This window comes from Candidatus Margulisiibacteriota bacterium, from assembly GCA_041650855.1.
GTDB lineage: Bacteria > Margulisbacteria > WOR-1 > O2-12-FULL-45-9 > XYB2-FULL-48-7 > JALOPZ01.
On the sequence record JBAZKJ010000002.1, the window covers coordinates 25,865 to 42,645 of the forward strand.

At 61.2% G+C, this 16,781-nt stretch carries 21 protein-coding genes; all 21 read left to right on the forward strand.

The window, feature by feature from the left end; translation table 11 throughout:
- Positions 1-2: 2 nt before the first annotated feature.
- The 21 genes from rpoB to rpsH are packed head-to-tail and all read left to right on the forward strand — an operon-like array spanning position 3 to position 16,779.
- Entirely contained in the window at positions 3-3,227 is a 3,225-nt protein-coding gene (rpoB, locus tag WC529_04700) for a DNA-directed RNA polymerase subunit beta (GenBank protein ID MFA5113577.1), read from the forward strand.
- Entirely contained in the window at positions 3,217-7,371 is a 4,155-nt protein-coding gene (gene rpoC, locus WC529_04705; protein ID MFA5113578.1) for a DNA-directed RNA polymerase subunit beta', read from the forward strand. The genes rpoB and rpoC overlap by 11 nt, the downstream gene beginning before the upstream one ends.
- Complete coding sequence (gene rpsL / locus WC529_04710; GenBank protein ID MFA5113579.1) at positions 7,372-7,764, forward strand: 30S ribosomal protein S12; 393 nt, start codon at positions 7,372-7,374, stop codon at positions 7,762-7,764.
- Complete coding sequence (gene rpsG, locus WC529_04715; GenBank protein MFA5113580.1) at positions 7,757-8,227, forward strand: 30S ribosomal protein S7; 471 nt, start codon at positions 7,757-7,759, stop codon at positions 8,225-8,227. The genes rpsL and rpsG overlap by 8 nt, the downstream gene beginning before the upstream one ends.
- Positions 8,228-10,315 carry an elongation factor G gene (fusA, locus tag WC529_04720; protein ID MFA5113581.1) on the forward strand — a complete coding sequence of 696 codons (2,088 nt, stop codon included), beginning with the start codon at positions 8,228-8,230 and terminating at the stop codon, positions 10,313-10,315.
- 5 nt (positions 10,316-10,320) lie between these two features.
- Positions 10,321-10,632 (forward strand): 30S ribosomal protein S10, encoded by a 312-nt coding sequence (rpsJ, locus tag WC529_04725; protein MFA5113582.1) that lies wholly within the window; start codon positions 10,321-10,323, stop codon positions 10,630-10,632.
- A gap of 4 nt (positions 10,633-10,636) precedes the next feature.
- Positions 10,637-11,173, forward strand: coding sequence for a 50S ribosomal protein L3 (gene rplC / locus WC529_04730; GenBank protein MFA5113583.1), 537 nt, complete (start codon positions 10,637-10,639; stop codon positions 11,171-11,173).
- Positions 11,154-11,732, forward strand: a complete 579-nt coding sequence (gene rplD, locus WC529_04735) for a 50S ribosomal protein L4 (protein ID MFA5113584.1) — start codon at positions 11,154-11,156, stop codon at positions 11,730-11,732. The genes rplC and rplD overlap by 20 nt, the downstream gene beginning before the upstream one ends.
- Positions 11,732-12,013: a 50S ribosomal protein L23 gene (locus WC529_04740; protein ID MFA5113585.1), complete on the forward strand. Its 282-nt coding sequence runs from the start codon at positions 11,732-11,734 to the stop codon at positions 12,011-12,013. Before rplD ends, WC529_04740 begins: the two co-directional genes overlap by 1 nt.
- Position 12,014: 1 nt before the next feature.
- Entirely contained in the window at positions 12,015-12,842 is an 828-nt protein-coding gene (rplB, locus tag WC529_04745) for a 50S ribosomal protein L2 (GenBank protein ID MFA5113586.1), read from the forward strand.
- A 5-nt stretch (positions 12,843-12,847) separates the two neighbouring features.
- Positions 12,848-13,132, forward strand: coding sequence for a 30S ribosomal protein S19 (gene rpsS, locus WC529_04750; protein ID MFA5113587.1), 285 nt, complete (start codon positions 12,848-12,850; stop codon positions 13,130-13,132).
- Entirely contained in the window at positions 13,129-13,464 is a 336-nt protein-coding gene (gene rplV, locus WC529_04755; protein MFA5113588.1) for a 50S ribosomal protein L22, read from the forward strand. Before rpsS ends, rplV begins: the two co-directional genes overlap by 4 nt.
- 3 nt (positions 13,465-13,467) lie before the next feature.
- Positions 13,468-14,142 (forward strand): 30S ribosomal protein S3, encoded by a 675-nt coding sequence (rpsC, locus tag WC529_04760; protein ID MFA5113589.1) that lies wholly within the window; start codon positions 13,468-13,470, stop codon positions 14,140-14,142.
- Complete coding sequence (rplP, locus tag WC529_04765; GenBank protein ID MFA5113590.1) at positions 14,117-14,524, forward strand: 50S ribosomal protein L16; 408 nt, start codon at positions 14,117-14,119, stop codon at positions 14,522-14,524. Before rpsC ends, rplP begins: the two co-directional genes overlap by 26 nt.
- Entirely contained in the window at positions 14,524-14,715 is a 192-nt protein-coding gene (rpmC, locus tag WC529_04770) for a 50S ribosomal protein L29 (GenBank protein MFA5113591.1), read from the forward strand. Before rplP ends, rpmC begins: the two co-directional genes overlap by 1 nt.
- A 1-nt stretch (position 14,716) precedes the next feature.
- Positions 14,717-14,977, forward strand: a complete 261-nt coding sequence (rpsQ, locus tag WC529_04775; protein ID MFA5113592.1) for a 30S ribosomal protein S17 — start codon at positions 14,717-14,719, stop codon at positions 14,975-14,977.
- Entirely contained in the window at positions 14,961-15,329 is a 369-nt protein-coding gene (rplN, locus tag WC529_04780; protein ID MFA5113593.1) for a 50S ribosomal protein L14, read from the forward strand. The genes rpsQ and rplN overlap by 17 nt, the downstream gene beginning before the upstream one ends.
- Positions 15,329-15,640 carry a 50S ribosomal protein L24 gene (gene rplX, locus WC529_04785; GenBank protein ID MFA5113594.1) on the forward strand — a complete coding sequence of 104 codons (312 nt, stop codon included), beginning with the start codon at positions 15,329-15,331 and terminating at the stop codon, positions 15,638-15,640. The genes rplN and rplX overlap by 1 nt, the downstream gene beginning before the upstream one ends.
- Positions 15,641-15,642: 2 nt before the next feature.
- Positions 15,643-16,191 carry a 50S ribosomal protein L5 gene (gene rplE / locus WC529_04790; protein MFA5113595.1) on the forward strand — a complete coding sequence of 183 codons (549 nt, stop codon included), beginning with the start codon at positions 15,643-15,645 and terminating at the stop codon, positions 16,189-16,191.
- Positions 16,191-16,376 carry a type Z 30S ribosomal protein S14 gene (locus WC529_04795; GenBank protein ID MFA5113596.1) on the forward strand — a complete coding sequence of 62 codons (186 nt, stop codon included), beginning with the start codon at positions 16,191-16,193 and terminating at the stop codon, positions 16,374-16,376. Before rplE ends, WC529_04795 begins: the two co-directional genes overlap by 1 nt.
- 13 nt (positions 16,377-16,389) lie before the next feature.
- Positions 16,390-16,779, forward strand: a complete 390-nt coding sequence (gene rpsH / locus WC529_04800) for a 30S ribosomal protein S8 (protein ID MFA5113597.1) — start codon at positions 16,390-16,392, stop codon at positions 16,777-16,779.
- The last annotated feature ends 2 nt before the right edge of the window (positions 16,780-16,781 follow it).

The following is a 16,781-nucleotide window of genomic DNA, read 5'->3' on the forward strand; positions in this document are numbered from 1 at the left end:
CCGTGGAGCCGCCAGATCTGCTGGAGCTCCAGCGCGACTCTTTCCGCTGGTTCCTCGAAGAGGGGCTCGCGGAAGAGCTCAAGCTCGTTTCGCCGATCAAGGGCTTCCAGGGGAAGCTCGAGCTCTCTTTTTCCGGCAAGTGTTCCTTCGGGAAACCGAAGTACGCGCCGGAAGATTGCCTGATCCGCGAGACCACCTATGCCGTCCCGATCAAGGTTGAGTCCCGCCTCCTGAACAAGGAGAGCAAAGAGGTCAAAGCGCAGGAAGTCTTTATCGGCGACCTGCCGATGATGACCGAGCGCGGGACGTTCATCATCAACGGGGCGGAACGCGTGATCGTTTCCCAGCTCGTCCGGTCGCCCGGCGTCTACTACCGCGAATCCAAGCGGAACGAGCGGACCGGCCGGGTCATTTACTACGCCACGGTCATTCCCGACCGGGGCGCCTGGCTGGAGATCGAGACCGACGCGGGCGGCGCCATTTTCGCGCGCATCAACCGGACCCGCAAGATCCCGGTCACCATGTTCCTGTCGGCGATCGGCGCGACCGAGAAAGAGATCCTGGCCGCCCTGCCGGAAGGCGAGTTTCGCCGGCGCTCCCTGAAGGAATGCCCGATCATGCCCCACGACGAATCCCTGGTCGAGCTGTACAAGCGGCTCCGGCCCGGCGATCCGGTAACCCAGGAAGGGGCCCAGGTTTACCTGAACAACCTCTTCTTCAACGCCCGCCGGTACGACATGGGGAAGGTCGGCCGGTACAAACTGAACCGCAAGCTCGGCATCAAGGTGCCGGAAGAGAAGCAAACGCTGACCAAGGACGACATCCTGGCGATGGTCCGCTACCTGATCATGATCAACGCCGGTGAAGGGATCTCGGACGACATCGACCATCTGGGCAACCGCCGCATCCGCGCGGTGGGCGAGCTGCTGCAGCGCCAGATCCGCGTCGGCCTGGCCCGCGTGGAAAAATTGGTCAAGGAACAGATGATGGTCAGGGGGAACGAACCGGTCACCCCGAGCCAGCTGGTCAACATCCGCCCGCTGCAAGCGGTCATCAAGGAATTTTTCGGCTCGAGCCAGCTCTCCCAGTTCATGGACCAGACCAACCCACTGGCAGAACTGACTCACAAGCGGCGGCTCTCGGCGCTCGGCCCCGGCGGTCTCAACCGCGAACGGGCCGGTTTCGAGGTCCGCGACATCCACCCGTCCCACTACGGGCGCATCTGCCCGATCGAGACGCCCGAAGGCCCGAACGCCGGGTTGATCGCGTCGCTCTCGACCTACGCCCGGGTCAATAAATACGGCTTCATCGAGACCCCTTACCGCCGCGTCGATAAAGGGATCGTTTCCGGCCGCCTCGAGTACCTGACCGCCGATATTGAAGACCTCCACCGGATCGGTTCCTGCGACGTCAAGGTCAACGATAACGGCAAGATCATCGAGGACCAGGTGCCGGTCCGCTACAAGCGGGAATTCGTCTACGCCCAACCGAACGAGGTCGACTATGTCGGCGTCGTGCCGGAACAGATCGTCGGTATTACCAGCGCCCTGATCCCGTTCATCGAACACGACGACGCCAACCGCGCCCTGATGGGCGCCAACATGCAGCGCCAATCGGTGCCGCTGCTCGAGACCGAAGCGCCGATCGTCGGCACCGGGTGGGAAGGGAAGGTCGCCCGCGATTCCCGCACCCTGATCACCGCCAAGAACGCCGGTAAGGTTTCCAAGGTCGACGCGACCGAGATCACCGTGACCCGCGGTTCGACCAAAGACGTCTACCGCCTACTGACCTACGGCCGGAGCAACCAGGACACCATGCTGATGCAGCGGCCGCGCGTCAAGGTCGGCGACAAGGTCGAGGACGGCGACGTCCTGGCCGACAGCGCCGCCACCCGCGACGGCGAACTGGCGCTCGGCAAGAACGTCCTGGTCGCCATGATGCCGATGGAAGGCTATAACTACGAAGACGCGGTCATCCTGTCCGAACGGCTGGTCAAGAAAGACCTGTTCACCTCGATCCACATCCAGCGGCTGGAGGTCGAGGTCCGCGCCACCAAGCTGGGCATGGAAGAGATCACCCGCGAGATCCCCAACGTCGGGGAAGACGCGGTCGCCAATCTCGATGAGCGCGGCGTCATCGTGGCCGGCGCCGAAGTCGAGGCCGGCGATATCCTGGTCGGCAAAGTCACCCCGAAAGGCGAGACCGAACTGCCGGCCGAAGAAAAACTGCTCCGCGCCATTTTCGGCGACAAGGCCCGCGACATGCGCGACACCTCGCTGCGCGTCCCGCCCGGCGAGAGCGGCAAGGTCATTGCCGTCCGCACTTTCTCCCGCGAACAGGGCGACGAGCTGCCGCCGGGAGTGCACGAGCTGGTCCGCGTTTACATCGCGCAGATGCGCAAGATCTCGATCGGCGACAAGGTCGCCGGCCGCCACGGTAACAAGGGCGTGATCTCCCGGGTCCTGCCGGAAGAAGACATGCCGTTCCTGCCGGACGGCACCCCGGTCGACGTTATCCTGAACCCGCTCGGCGTTCCTTCCCGGATGAACATCGGCCAGATCTTTGAGCTGCTGCTCGGGCATGCCGGCAAGATCCTCGGCAAGCATTACGAGCTGCCGCCTTTTGACGAAGCGTACGAGGACAATGCCTCGATCAAGATCGTCGAAGGCGAGCTGGAAGCGGCGGCGGAAAAAGCCGGGCTCAAATGGCTCGATAAGACCGGCAAGGTCGATCTTTATGACGGCCGCACCGGCAAGACGTTCGGCCGCAAGGTCGCCGTCGGTTACATGTACCTGTTAAAGCTGATCCACTTGGTGGACGACAAGATGCACGCCCGCTCCACCGGCCCGTACTCGCTGATCACCCAGCAGCCGCTCGGCGGCAAGGCGCAGTTCGGCGGCCAGCGCTTCGGTGAGATGGAGGTCTGGGCGCTGGAAGCTTACGGCGCCGCGCACACGCTGCAGGAGATCCTGACCGTCAAGTCCGACGACGTCGTCGGCCGGTCCAAAGTTTACGAAGCGATCCTGAAGGGGAAGAGCATGGGCAAACCGGGCACGCCGGAATCGTTCAAGGTCCTGATCAAGGAGTTGCGCGGGCTTTGCCTGGATATCAAGACCATGAGTGCGGATGGCCGCGAGGTCAACGTTGACGAGGAGGTCAGGGCGTCAGGCGAACGCGTGCCGCAGATCTTCGGCCGCGGCACAGGAGCTGGTAAACTTGGCGATTAAGAAATACGAGGAAAAAGAGTTCAGCTACATCAAGATCGGCATCGCGTCGAGCGAACAGGTCCTCTCCTGGTCGCACGGCGAGGTCGAAAAGCCCGAGACGATCAATTACCGCACTTTCAAGCCGGAGCGCCGCGGCCTGTTCGACGAAAAGATCTTCGGCCCGGTCAAGGACTGGGAGTGCCATTGCGGCAAGTATCGCCGGGTCCGCTACCGCGGCATCGTTTGCGAACGGTGCGGCGTCGAGGTCACCACTTCCCGCGTCCGCCGCGAGCGGATGGGGCATATCCGCCTCGTTGAGCCGGTCGCCCACATCTGGTTCCTGCGCGGCGTGCCGAGCTACATCAGCCTGCTGCTCGACGTTTCCACCCGGGCGCTGGAAGAGGTCATTTATTACGACGCTTACATTATCACCGAGATCACCGGCGAAGTTAAACGGCTTAAGGTCGGCACCATCCTGCGCGAAGCCGATTACCAGGAAGCGGTCGAAAAATACGGCAACAAGTTCAAGGCCGAGACCGGCGCCCGCGCCGTCCGCGAACTGCTGGCCAAAGTCGACATGCCCGCCCTGGTGGCCAAGCTCCGCCGCGACCTGAAAGGTTCGGTCGGCCAGAAGCGGATGAAGATCATTAAGCGGCTGCGCGTCGCCGAATCGTTCCAGAAATCCGGCAACCGGCCGGAATGGATGATCATGGAAGTCCTGCCGGTCATCCCGCCCGACCTGCGGCCGATGGTCCAGCTCGAAGGAGGCCGTTTCGCCACTTCCGACCTGAACGATCTTTACCGCCGCGTGCTGAACCGGAACAACCGGCTCAAAAAGATGATCAACATGGGCGCGCCCGAAATGATCATCCGCAACGAGAAGCGGATGCTGCAGGAGGCCGTCGACGTCCTGATCGACAACGGCCGCCGCAAACGGGCCGTGACCGGCTCGTCCGGCCGCCCGCTCAAGTCCCTGACCGATGGGATCGAAGGCAAACAGGGCCGCTTCCGGCAGAACCTGCTCGGTAAACGGACCGACTATTCCGGCCGCTCGGTCATCGTCGTCGGCCCGTCGCTCAAGCTCCACCAGTGCGGCCTCCCCAAGGGGATGGCGCTGGAGCTCTTCAAACCGTTCGTCATTCGCAAGCTCGTTGACCGGGGGATCGCCCAGAACGTCAAGTCCGCCAAGCGGATGATCGAGCGGCAGGAAGTGCTCGTTTGGGATATCCTGGAAGAGGTCATCAAGGGGCATCCCGTCATGCTGAACCGCGCGCCGACCCTCCACCGCCTCGGCATCCAGGCGTTCGAGCCGGTCCTGGTGGAAGGCAAGGCGATCCAGATCCATCCGCTCGTCTGCCCGGCGTTCAACGCCGACTTCGACGGCGACCAGATGGCCGTGCACGTGCCGCTCCTGCCGGAAGCGCAGGTCGAGGCGCGGATCCTGATGCTTTCGTCCAATAACGTCCTGTCGCCGGCGTCGGGCCGCCCGGTCATCACCCCGACCCAGGACATGGTCCTCGGCACTTATTACATGACGGTAGAGAACGACCGCGAGACGCTCGGCAAGGGGCTGATCTTCGCCAACGATTGGGAGGCGATGGTCGCCAACGACCTGGAAGAGGTCCACCTGCACGCGCCGGTCAAGGTCCGCCGCCACGGCCAGGTGATCGAGACGACCGTCGGCCGGATCAAGTTCAACAACACGCTGAACCGGGTCCTCGCCCAGCGGGGGATCACCGAAGAATATCCTTACTTGAACAAAGTGCTCGGCAAGAAAGAGCTGGAAGCGCTGGTTTCCGACTGCTACGTCCGTTACGGCGCGGCCGCCACGGCCGGGATCGCCGACGAGATCAAGCGGCTCGGCTTCAAGTACGCCACGCTGGCCGGCGTCTCCATCGCCATCGACGACCTGATCGTCCCGGCCCGGAAAAAAGAGATCGTCGAGAAGGCCGACCACCAGATCGCCCGGCTGGAGCAGCATTTCCGCGAAGGGTCGCTGTCGTCCAAGGAAAAATTCATCCGCTCGCTCGACATCTGGGGCGCGGTCACCGAAGAGATCACCGCCCTGATGCTGAAGGAGATGGACAAGCTCAATTCCGTTTACATGATGGCGTTCTCCGGCGCCCGCGGCAACGTCCAGCAGGTCCGCCAGCTGAACGGTATCCGCGGCCTGATGGCCGATCCGTTCGGCAACATCATCAACATCCCGATCAAAGCGAACTTTAAAGAAGGCCTGAACGTCACCGAATATTTCATTTCCTCATACGGCGCGCGCAAAGGGTTGGTCGACACCGCCCTGCGTACCGCCGATTCCGGCTACCTGACCCGCCGCCTCGTGGACGTGGCGCAGGACGTTATGGTGACCGAGGAAGATTGCGGGACCGACAAGGGCATTGATCTATTAACCGTCCGCGAAGGGTACGAAGAGGTCATTCCGCTGGCGCAGCGGCTGGTCAACCGGATCCCGACCAAGGATGTCAAGGATATCCTCTCCAGTAAAACACTGGCCAAGGCGGGCGAGATGATGAACGCGGAAACCGCCCGCCTGATCGCCGAGGCCGGGGTGGAGAGGGTCGAGGTCCGTTCCGTCTTGACCTGCCAGACCAAGAAAGGCCTGTGCCAGAAGTGCTACGGCCGCGACCTGTCGACGCTCGGCATGGTCAACATCGGCGAAGCGGTCGGCACCATTGCCGCCCAGTCGATCGGCGAGCCGGGCACCCAGCTGACCATGAGAACCTTCCACATCGGCGGCGTCGCGCTGCACAAGGCGGCCAAGACGGCGATCAAGGCGAAGCACACCGGCACCGTTCACTTCGGCGAAGGGATCGAGATCCGCGACGTAGCCGACGAGCTCGGGACCAAACAGAAAGTGATCTCCCGCAGCTCCACCATCTACATCAAGATCAAGGACAAGAAAGAAGAGTACATCATGCCGCTCGGCTCGATCCTCAAGATTAAGGAAGGGGACAAGATCAGCCACGGCGACACTCTGGCCGAGTACGATCCGACCTTTGAGCACGTCGTTTCCAGCTCGCCGGGCAAGGTCATGTTCCTCGGCCTCGACCTCACCACCCAGCGCAAGGAGCGGGTGGCCAAGAAGGACGGCGAAGTTTTCGTTTATAACCCGAAGGTCGTCAAGGAATACGACGTACCCAAGGATTCCCAGCTCTTCGTCAAGGTCGGCGACAAGGCCAAGGCGGGCGACGAGCTCGCGGCCGGCCTGGTCTGCAAAACGATCGGCTCGATCATCGCGGCGAGCAAGAGCGCGGTCACGGTGGCGCCGGGCGAAAGCTACATGATCATCGCCGGCTCCCGGCTCTTTGTCGAAGACGGCGACGCGGTCGAAAGCTACGATTTCATCGCCCGGGTCGAATCGATCCGCCGCGATCCCTCCAAGACGCGGGACATCATTCAAGGTCTGCCCCGCGTCGAAGAGCTCTTCGAGGCGCGCCGGCCGAAAGAACCGGCGATCCTCTCCGAGATCGACGGTCTGGTCAACGTGTCGGAGCGCGAAGGGGTCAGGGTCGTGACGATCAAGAACGCCAAGGACCCGGCCAAAGAATACCTGGTGCCGTACGAGACCCGCCTGCGCGTCACCACCAACGACAAGGTCCACTGCGGCATGCAGATCACCGAAGGGACGGTCAACCCGCATGACGTCCTGCGGATCCTCAGCGTGCGGGCCGCCCAGAGCTTCCTGGTCGACGAGATCCAGAAGATCTACCGGGCCCAGGGCGTGACCATCGCCGACAAGCACATTGAAACGATCGTCCGGCAAATGACCCGCAAGGTCCGCGTCGTCAACTCGGGCGACACGACCCTCTTGCCGGGCGAGCTGATCGATACCAAGGTGCTGGAAGAAGCCAACGAAAAGATCAAGGGCGAGAAGGCCGAAGGGACGGAGGTCCTGCTCGGGATCACCAAAGCATCGCTCTCGACCGACAGCTTCTTCTCGGCCGCTTCGTTCCAGGAAACCGCGCGGGTCCTGACCGATGCCGCGGTCAAGGGGCGGATCGACGAGATGTACGGCCTGAAAGAGAACGTCATCATCGGCAAGATCATCCCGGCCGGGACCGGCTTTATCGGGTACCGCAATTTAGAACTGGTCCCGACCGTGGGCGACGTGACCGAGATGGAAGAAGAAACGACCAAGCAGGAGGAGTAAATGCCGACTACCAACCAAATGATCCGGAAAGGACGAGGTTTCAAATCAACAAGGAGCAAGGCGCCGGCCTTGCAGGGTTCGCCCCTGCGCCGCGGCGTCTGCACCCGCGTTTACACGACCACGCCGAAAAAACCGAACTCGGCGCTGCGCAAGGTCGCCCGCGTCCGGCTGACCAACCACATCGAGGTCACCGCCTACATTCCGGGCGTCGGCCATAATCTGCAGGAACACTCGGTCGTGCTCGTCCGGGGAGGCCGCGTCAAGGACCTGCCGGGCTGCCGCTACCACATCGTGCGCGGCGCGTTCGATACGGCCGGCGTTGAAGGCCGCCGCCAGTCCCGCAGCAAGTACGGGGCGAAGCGGCCGAAAGCGGGAGGTGGCGCCAGTGCCTAGGCACGGAAAGACCCCCAAACGGAAAGCGCAGCCCGACGTCATTTACAACAGCGTCATGGTGCAGAAGTTCATCAATAAGATGATGATCCAGGGGAAGAAGAGCAAGTCGGAGAACATTTTCTACCGGACGATGGACGAGATCAAGAAGCGGCTGAACAAGGAGCCGCTGGAAACCTTCGAGAAAGCGATGACCAACGTCAGCCCGCTGCTCGAGGTCAAGGCGCGCCGCGTCGGCGGCGCCACTTACCAGGTCCCGGTGGAGATCTCCCGGGAGCGCGCCCAGGCGATGGCGATGCAGTGGCTGCGGGAAGGGGCCCGGGAGCGGGGCGGCCGGTCGATGGTCGAGAATTTGGCGAGCGAACTGATCGACGCCGCGAACAACGCCGGCGTGGCGATCAAGAACAAGGAAACGTTGCACAAGACGGCGGAGGCCAACAAGGCGTTCGCGCACTTTAGGTGGTAAATGGCGAGAGAAACGGACATAAGTAAATACCGGAACATGGGGTTTGCCGCGCACATTGACGCCGGCAAGACCACCACGACGGAGCGGGTGCTCTTTTACAGCGGGCGCCTGCACCGCATCGGCAACGTCGATGAGGGGAACACCGCCATGGACTGGATGATCCAGGAAAAAGAGCGCGGCATCACCATCACTTCCGCCGCCACGACCACTTTCTGGCGCGACCACCGGATCAATATCATCGATACCCCCGGCCACGTCGACTTTACCGTCGAAGTGGAGCGCTCGATGCGCGTCCTGGACGGGGTCGTCGTCATTTTCTGCGCCGTCGGCGGCTGCCAGCCGCAGTCGGAAACGGTCTGGCGGCAGGCGACCCGCTACCGGGTGCCGCGCATGGCCTTTATCAACAAGATGGACCGGCTCGGCTCCGATTTCTTCCGGGTCGTCACCCAGATCCGGGAGCGGATGCAGACGAACCCGATCGTCATGCAGGTGCCGATCGGCGCCGAAGACCAGTTCAGCGGGATGGTCGACCTGGTCGCGATGGAAGCGATCACCTATCAAGATGAGCTGGGGATGGAATTCAAGCGCGGCCCGATCCCGGCCGAACTAATGGAGGTCTGCAAAGGGTGGCACGAGAAGCTGGTCGAAGCGGCAGCCGAGGCCGACGACGAGCTGCTCGAGAAATACCTGGGCAATCACTCGCTCAGCAAAGAAGATATCATGAAGGGGATCAGGAAGCTGACGATCGATGGCAAGGTCGTCCCGGTGTTCTGCGGCTCTTCCTTCAAGAACCGCGGCGTGCAGCCGCTGCTCGACGCGATCATCGACTACCTGCCGTCGCCGCTGGACAAGCAGGCCGTGGAGGGCGTCAACCCGAAATCCGGGGCGACCGAGAGCCGCCCGCCGTCCGACGACCAGCCGTTCGCCGCGCTGGCGTTCAAGATCATGTCCGATCCGTTCGTCGGGCGCTTGACCTTTTTCCGGGTCTATTCCGGCGTTTTGTCGACGGGGTCGTACACGCACAATTCGGTCAAGGGACGCAAGGAGCGGATCGGCCGCCTGCTGCAGATGCACGCCAACAAGCGCGAAGAGATCTCGGAGATCTACGCCGGCGACATCGGGGCGGCGGTGGGATTGAAAGATACGACGACCGGTGATACACTATGTGAGGAGAGCAAGCCGATCATCCTGGAATCCATCCAGTTCCCGGAGCCGGTGATCTTCGTGGCGATCGAACCGAAGACCTCGGCCGACCAGGAGAAGCTCGGCATGGCGCTCGCCAAGCTGGCGGAGGAAGACCCGACCTTCAAGGTCAAAGGTGACCCCGAGACCGGGCAAACCATCATCTCCGGCATGGGCGAGCTGCACCTGGAGATCATTGTCGACCGCCTATTGCGCGAATTCCGCGTCGAGGCTAACGTCGGTAAACCTCAAGTTGCTTACCGCGAAACGATCCGCGGCGTGGCGGAACAGGAAGGGAAGTTTGTCCGCCAGACCGGCGGCCGCGGCCAGTACGGCCACGTTTGGATCAAGATCGAACCGCTGGAAGCGGGCAAAGGGTTCGAGTTCGAGAATGGGATCGTCGGCGGGACTATTCCGCGCGAGTACATACCGGCGGTCGAGAACGGGATCAAGGAAGCGATGTCGAGCGGTGTCCTGGCCGGTTACCCGGTCTTGGACATCAAGGCGACCCTATTTGATGGCTCTTACCATGAAGTAGACTCGTCGGAGATCGCCTTCAAGATCGCCGGCTCCATGGCGTTCAAGGCGGCGGTGCTCAAGGCCAAGCCGGTCTTGCTGGAACCGGTCATGAAAGTGGAAGTGGTCGTCCCCGAACAGTACATGGGGGACGTGATCGGCAATTTGAGCGGGCGGCGCGGTCATGTTGAAGAGATGGAGTCGCACCTGGGGGTCCAGACGATCAAGTCCAAGGTGCCGCTGGCGAACATGTTCGGTTACGCGACCGACGTGCGCTCGCTGTCCCAGGGGCGCGGCACGTACACGATGGAGTTCTCTGAGTACCGCGAGGTGCCGAAGAACATCGCGGAGCAATTGATCGAAAAGTCCGGCAAGTCACAGGGGAAATAAACAAGATGGTAAAACAGAGGATCAGGATAAAATTGAAAAGTTACGACCACCGGATCCTGGACGCGTCGTCGGTGAAGATCGTGGACACCGCCAAGCGGGCCGGGGCCCTGGTCTCTGGTCCGGTGCCGCTGCCGACCGATAAGGAAGTATATTGCGTTCTCCGCTCGCCGCACGTGGACAAGAAATCCCGCGAGCACTTCGAGATCCGGACCCACAAGCGACTGATCGATATCCTCGATCCGCCGCCGCAGACGGTTGACGCGCTGATGCAGCTCGACTTGCCGTCCGGCGTCGACATCGAAATCAAGATGGACTAAGACAATGATCGGCATTAAAAAAGGAATGACGCAGGTTTTCGACGAACAGGGGGTCATGCACGGCGTGACGGTCCTGGAGGCCGGACCGTGCAAAGTTACCCAGGTCAAGACCGCCGAGAAAGAAGGCTACAAGGCGGTCCAGCTGGAGTTTGCCAAGAAGAAAAGGGAGATCCGGGTCGACAAGACGGAAGATTACCAGGTCGGCCAGGAGCTGAAGGTCGACATGTTCAAGCCCGGCGACGTGGTCAAGGTCACCGGCCGGTCGATCGGCAAAGGTTTCCAGGGGAACATCAAGCGGTTCCACACTCACCGCGGTCCGATGTCGCACGGTTCCAAATCGCACCGGCTGGTCGGCTCGGCCAGTTCCGGCACCACGCCCGGCCGCGTCTGGAAGGGGCGGAAAATGCCGGGCCGGATGGGCAACAGCATAGTGACCCAAAAGAGTTTGACGGTTATCCAGGTCATTCCCGAAAAGAACCTGATCCTGCTCCGCGGAGCGGTCCCGGGGAAAAAAGGCAATTATGTCGTCATTAGAAAGTAAGATCTTCCAGGAAAAAATGAATGAGGCGGTGGTGCACGAAACGCTCCGTTGGTTCCTGGCTTCGCAACGCCAGGGGAACCACAGCGCCAAGACCCGGACCGAAGTGTCCGGCGGCGGCAAAAAGCCGTGGGCGCAGAAGGGGACCGGCCGGGCCCGCGCCGGCAGCAGCCGCTCGCCGCTCTGGCGGCACGGCGGCGTGATCTTCCCGCCGAAACCGCGCAGCTACGCTTACGCGCTGCCGGTCAAGATGCGCCGGCTCGCCCTGCGGGTCGCGCTTTCCGCAATGAACCGGGAGGAACGGGTCAAGGTGGCGGACAGTCTGGCGCTGCCGCAGCCGAAGACGAAAGAGGGAGTCAAATTCCTCAAAGGGTTAGGGGTCAGCGGGAACGTTTTGGTCCTGATGGGGAGCGAGAACCCGGATTTTGTCCGCGGGATCCGCAACATCGCCGGGGTCAAGGTCTTGCCGGCGAAAGACCTTAATATTTACGAGTTGCTCAAGGCGGAATGGGTCGTGGCCGACGCGGCCGCCGTCAAACATTTGGAGGCACAGTTAGTTTAATGGAACACGAACAGATCATCGTGGCGCCGCTCCTGACCGAAAAGAGCCTGCGGGCCAAGGAAAAAGCCTGCTACGTTTTTCGCGTTAACAAAGATGCGACCAAGACCGCGGTCAAGCAAGCGGTGGAAAAATGTTTTAAGGTCAAGGTGGCCGGGGTCAGCACCTGTATGGTCCGGCCCAAACGCCGGGCCATGGGCCGTTCGATCGGGCATACTTCGGGCTGGAAGAAAGCGTACGTGACGCTGCAAAAAGGCCAGAAGATCCAGGAGTTGGAAGCGTAAAATGGGCGTAAAACAATTCAATCCCAGAAGTCCCGGGACCAGGTTCCGGATCTCCGACGATTACGCGGATGTTACCAAGAATTTTCCGGAAAAGAAATTGCTGGCGAAAAAGCACCAGACCTCGGGCCGCGACTGGCGCGGCTTTGTCTCCATGCGCCACCGGGGGGGCGGGAACAAGAAGCATTACCGGCTGATCGACTTCAAGCGGACCAAGGACGATATGGCCGCGACCGTGATCGGGATCGAATACGACCCGAACCGGAACTGCCGGATCGCCCTGCTCGAATATCAGGACAAGGAACGGCGCTATATTCTGGCCCCGCTGGGGCTTACCGACGGCGATACCGTCATGTCGGGCGTGGAAGTCGACATCAAGCCGGGGAACGCTTTGCCGCTCCGCTCGATCCCGATCGGGACCACGATCCATAACGTCGAGCTGGAGCCGGGCCGCGGCGGACAGATCGCCCGGTCGGCTGGGGCGGCCCTGGTCATGCTCGGCAAGGAGAACGGCTACGCGATCGTTAAACTGCCGTCCGGCGAACAGCGGATGATCCACCTGAATTGCCGCGCCACGATCGGCCAGGTCGGCAATTTAGACGTCAAGAACGTGATCCTCGGCAAGGCCGGCAAAAAGCGGCATCTGGGCCGCCGCCCCGAAGTCCGGGGCGTCGTCATGAACCCGTGCGATCACCCGCTCGGCGGCGGCGAAGGCAAGGCCGGGATCGGCCGCAAGCAGCCGGTCGACCCGTGGGGCAATCCGTCGCTCGGCAAAAAGACGCGGAAACCGCGCCGGCGGAGCGAGCGCTTCATTTTGACCAGGAGGAAATAAGTTAAATGGGACGTTCAATTAAAAAGGGGCCGTACGTGGACGAAAAACTGCTGCGTAAGGTCCAGAAAATGGAAATGAGCAAGGAGAAAAAGATCATCAAGACCTGGGCGCGCGCCTGCACCATTATCCCGGAGTTCATCGGGCACACGTTCGCGGTGCACAACGGCGTTAAGCACATCCCGGTCTACGTTTCCGAGAACATGGTCGGCCACAAGCTGGGGGAATTTTCCCACACCCGCGTGTTCCGCGGCCACAGCGCGCCGACCGACAAGGCAACGACACTGACATGACGAAAGTGATCGCGAAAGTCAAATGGGTGAAGAGCGGCGACCGCAAGATCCAGCGGGTGCTGGACGTGGTGCGCGGCCGGCCGGCCGCGGAAGCGCTGACCCTGCTCAAGTTCATGCCGCAAAAAGGGGCGCGGATCATTGCCAAGGTCCTGAAATCCGCCGTTGCCAACGCCAAGCAGAACTTCAAGCTGGACGAGGCCAAACTGATGGTCAGCGAATGTTACGCCAATAAAGGGGTCATCATGAAACGCTTCCAGCCGCGGGCGCGCGGCCGGGCTTTCCCGATCAAGAAACGGACGTCGCACGTCACGATCTGTCTGGAGGAGAAATAAGTAATGGGCCAAAAAGTTAATCCGCGGGGTTTCCGGCTCGGGATCATCGAAGGGTGGGACAGCTTCTGGTACGCCAGCAAGTTCGAGTTCGGCCGGCTGCTCGCGGAAGATGTCGCGATCCGGAAATACCTGAAGGAAAGCCTGTACAAGGCCGGCATTTCCCAGATCAAGATCAGCCGCAAGGCGAACCAGGTCGAGATCGACCTGTACACCGCCAAGCCCGGCCTGATCATCGGTAAGGGCGGCAAGGAAGTGGCGGCGATCCGCGACGACCTGGTCAAGAAATTCGGTAAACAGGTCCAGCTCAACGTCCACGAAGAGAAAGGCCCGGAGGCGAACGCCACGCTGCTGGCCGAGAATATCGCCGGCCAGCTGGAGCGGCGCATTTCCACCCGGCGGGCGATGAAACAGACCGTGTCCCGCGCGCTGCGTGCCGGGGCCAAAGGGGTCAAAGTGATGGTCGGCGGCCGCCTGAACGGGGCGGAGATCGCCCGGAGCGAATGGTACCGCATGGGCCGCGTGCCGCTGCACACCCTGCGGGCGAACATCCAGTACGGGTTTGCCGAAGCGATGACCATGTACGGCAAGATCGGCGTCAAGTGCTGGGTTTACAAGGGAGACGTCCTCCCGGTCAAGAAGGAGAAGGTGACAAGTGGTACTGGTACCGGCCAAAACTAAATTTCGCAAGCACCAGCGCCGCCGGGTCCGGGGCGTGGCTTGCCGCGGCAATTCGGTCATGTTCGGCGAGTACGGCCTGCAGGCGCTGGAGATGGGGATGCTGACGGTCAACCAGATCGAATCGGCCCGCAAAACGCTGGCCCATTACTTTAAGCGGGGCGGCAAGATCTGGCTGCGGGTTTTTGCCGATAAGATCATGTGCGCCCGCCCGGCCGAGACCCGCATGGGCGGGGGTAAGGGGGCGCCGGTCCGTTTCGTGGCGCCGGTCAAGCGCGGCCACATTATTTTCGAGGTCGCCGGCGTGACCCCGGAAGAGGCGAAAGAAGCGCTCCGGCTGGCCGCTTATAAATTGCCGGTCGAGACCAGGCTGGTGACCAAATAATGGAAACCAAGGAATTAAGAGAACTGACGGTCGCCGAATTGCAGAAAAAAGCGGCCGAACTGCGGCGCGAACTGCTGACGCTGCGGATCCAGCGGGCGAACCAGCAGCTCAAGAACCTGCTTAAGCTCAGAGAGGTCCGGCGTGCCATTGCCCGGGTCTTGACCATCATTCAGGAAAAGGGGGCTAAGTAACTTGGATAGAGGACGGACTAAGATCAGAGAAGGGATCGTGGTCAGCGATAAGATGCAAAAGACCGTCGTGGTCAAGGTAGAACGCGTCTACCGCCACCCGCTTTACCAGAAAGTCATGAAAGTTGCCAAGAAGTTCAAGGCGCATGACGAACTTAACGAGTGCAAGGTCGGCGACCGCGTGGAGATCATGGAGACGAGGCCGATGTCCCGCGATAAACGCTGGCGGGTCGTGAGGAGGACTAAAATTGATTCAGCCGCGTAGTATGGTCAAAGTGGCCGATAATACCGGGGCCCGCATCGTGATGTGCATCCGCTGCCTGGGCGGGTCAAATCGCAAGTATTCCGGGATCGGTGACATGATCGTTGGGGTGGTCAAGGAAGCCTTGCCGAATATGACGGTCAAGAAATCCGAGGTCGTTTTTGGCGTGATCGTCAGGACCCGCAAGCCGCTCCGCCGGCCGGACGGCTCTTACGTCACTTTTGACGATAACGCGATCGTGATCATTACCGAAGATAAAAATCCGCGCGGCACCCGGGTCTTTGGCCCGGTCGCCAGGGAACTGCGCGAAAAAGAGTACATGAAGATCATCTCGCTGGCGCCGGAGGTAGTCTAATGGCGATCAAGAAGGGCGACACGGTCCTGGTCCTGGCCGGCAAGAACAAAGGGAAAAAAGGTAAGGTTATCAAGGTGTACCCGGAACGGGACAAGGTGACGGTCGAAGGGGTCAACGTCGCGAAACGGCACCAGCGGCCGAGCCGCAACTTCCAGGGCGGGATCATCGAAAAACCGATGCCGCTGCAGGCTTCCAACGTCATGCTGGTCTGCCCGCGCTGCAGCGAGCCGACCCGGATCGCCTACAAGGAAACGAACGAGAAAAAGGTCCGCGTTTGCAAAAGCTGCAACGAGATCGTGGATAAGGTGTAAACATGACGGTATTAAAAGATAAATATCTCAAAGAGATCGTGCCGAAAATGATGAAAGAGCGCAAATACAAGAACCCGATGCAGGTGCCGCACCTGGTCAAGCTAGTCATCAACCGCGGGGTCGGGGAAGCCCGCGAGAACGCCAAGGCGATCGAGATCTCGGCCGCGGAGTTGACGGCGATCGTCGGCCAGAAGCCGCTGGTCACCAACAGCAAAAAGGCGATCTCCGCTTTCAAGCTGCGCGGGAACATCCCGATCGGTCTCAAGGTAACTCTGCGGGGCGACCGGATGTACGAGTTCATCACCAAGCTGGTCAATCTCTGCCTCCCCAAGATCCGCGACTTTAAGGGGATCAACCCGAAGTCGTTCGATGGGCGCGGCAATTACACTCTGGGGCTCAAGGAACAGCTGATCTTCCCCGAGGTCGATTATGAGAACGTTGACCGGGTCCGGGGGATGGACATCACTTTTGTCACCTCGGCGGAAACCGACGACGATGCCCGGCAGCTGCTCGAGCTGATCGGCCTGCCGTTCAGGAAAGAGGGAGCATAATGGCAAAGAAATGCTGGTTGGAAAGATTGAAGCGGGAACCGAAGTTCAGCACGCGAGCCAAGCACCGCTGTTCCCAGTGCGGGCGCGCCCGCGCTTACATTCGCAAGTTCGGGCTCTGCCGGATCTGCTTCCGCAACCTGGCGCACAAGGGGCAGATACCGGGCGTGACCAAATCAAGCTGGTAGCAAGGAGATAATAATGGATTCGATCGCAGATATGCTCGTACGGTTAAGCAACGGTATTAAAGTAAATAAAGAAACGGTGGAGATGCCGCACTCCCGCATGAAGGAAGAGATCGGCAAGCTTCTGCTGGCCGAGGGTTACATTGAGAAATGCGAAGTGCTGACCCGGCTGAACAAGAAGCAGCTCCGCCTGGTCCCCAAATACACCGGCGGCAAGCAGGGCGTGATCAGCGGACTAAAGCGCGTCAGCCGGCCGGGCAAACGGATCTACGTCGGGGCCGATAAGATCCCGCGGATCCGCTCCGGGTTCGGCACCGCGATCATTTCCACCCCCAAGGGGCTGATGACCGACCAAACCGCGCGCGAGCAAAAGATCGGCGGCGAGGTCATCTGTTATGTGTGGTAGGG